At 72.6% G+C, this 1,549-nt stretch carries 2 protein-coding genes; both read left to right on the plus strand.

Annotated elements, in window-relative coordinates:
- Positions 1 to 932: hypothetical protein (locus GRX66_RS18860; protein ID WP_233745699.1), on the plus strand; the 932-nt coding region annotated here is incomplete at its 5' end.
- Positions 929 to 1,369 carry a DUF7109 family protein gene (locus tag GRX66_RS18865; RefSeq protein WP_325064203.1) on the plus strand — a complete coding sequence of 147 codons (441 nt, stop codon included), beginning with the start codon at positions 929 to 931 and terminating at the stop codon, positions 1,367 to 1,369. The genes GRX66_RS18860 and GRX66_RS18865, both read left to right, overlap by 4 nt.
- The last annotated feature ends 180 nt before the right edge of the window (positions 1,370 to 1,549 follow it).

Here is a 1,549-nt window from a genome sequence, read left to right on the forward strand (position 1 = left end):
TGCTCGCGGACGCGGGCCTGGCGGGTGCCCGGGGGAAGGGCCGCGACGTCTGGCTGGCGCTGGGTGTCGCTGCCCGCCACGACTACGTCGTCGTCCACGACGCCGACACCACGACCTACGAGGCCCGCGACGTCCGGAAACTCCTCTTTCCGCTGGCCGAAGACTTCGCGTTCTCGAAGGGGTACTACGCGCGCGTCGAGAACGACCGACTGTACGGCCGGCTGTTCCGCCTGTTCTACGAGCCGCTCGTGGACGCGCTCGCTGACGCCCACGACCACGACGTCCTGGACTTCCTGGGCGGATTCCGGTACGCGCTCGCCGGGGAGTGCGCGATGACCAGCGACCTCGCGCGGAGCCTCCGCGTCCAGCGGCGCTGGGGCCTGGAAGTCGGGACCCTCGGGGAAGTCTACCGGGTGGCGGGCGGCGACGCGGCCGCGCAGGTCGACCTCGGCCGCTACGAGCACGACCACCGCGCCGTCTCCGGGCCGACGGGCCTCTCCGAGATGAGCGAGGGGGTTGGCGCGGCGCTCCTGCGCGCCGTCGAGGACGCCGGCCTGGACGTCGATTACGACGCGCTCGTGGAACGCTACCGGTCTGCCGCCGACCGGTTCGTGCGGGCGTACGGCGCCGACGCCACGTTCAACGACCTCGACTACGACGCCGAGGGCGAGCGAGCCCAGACCGGGACGTACGCGGATGCTATCACCCCGCCGGGACCGGACACGCGGCTGCCAGCGTGGAACGCCGTCGACATCGACCCCACCGACGTCGCGGCGGCTGCTGCCGCAGACGTCGGGAAGACTGCCGAGGGATCGAGCACGGTCAGCGCGGACCTGGACGCTCGGGCAGGGGACGGCGGCGGGTCGAGCGCGCGGGGCGACGGACCTGGTGCGGAGGATTCAAGCGAGTTCGCCCGGGAGGACGACGCGTGAACGGCGACGAACTCGCGGGCATCGTGGACCTCTTCGGCGGCCTCACTCGGGAGGAACTCCACGAGGCGCTCGCGGAACTGGCGTTCAAGCGCGGCGACGACTTCGACCCCGACACCGCGCAGGCGGACGTGACGGGAGCGCTCGAGGACTACTACCTGCTCGCGGTCGACCGCGACGACCAGCGCGTGCTCGTGCCGGGACCGGTGGCGTTCCCGGAACTCCCCGAGCGCGCCACCGACCTCCCGCACATCCTCGACGTACAGCCGCGGTCCGTCGACCGCGAGGAACTCGCGACTGTCGTCCGCGAGCGCCTCGAATCCGACGCGGCGGACGCGGACGGCGACCGCGCGCGCTACCTCGTGGACGTGACGTACGACGCCGAAGCGTGGGCGCCCGTCGAACTCGACGACGTGCGCGAAACGCTGGCCGACGAGTGAGGCCGCCGAGCCAGCGCCCGGCGGCGTGGCGCCCGAAAGTGCTCGACGGCGCGTGAGTTAAGGTCGTCGCGGTCAATCGTTCACGCATGGACCTGTCGCGGGTCGCCCGCCACCCGGCCGGAGCGGGTCACCGACGAGGACCGGGGACGCCGGCCGTCCTCGTGCCCGGGTCGTCCAGCG

This window comes from Halobacterium bonnevillei (genome assembly GCF_009831555.1).
In the GTDB taxonomy this organism is placed as follows: domain Archaea; phylum Halobacteriota; class Halobacteria; order Halobacteriales; family Halobacteriaceae; genus Halobacterium; species Halobacterium bonnevillei.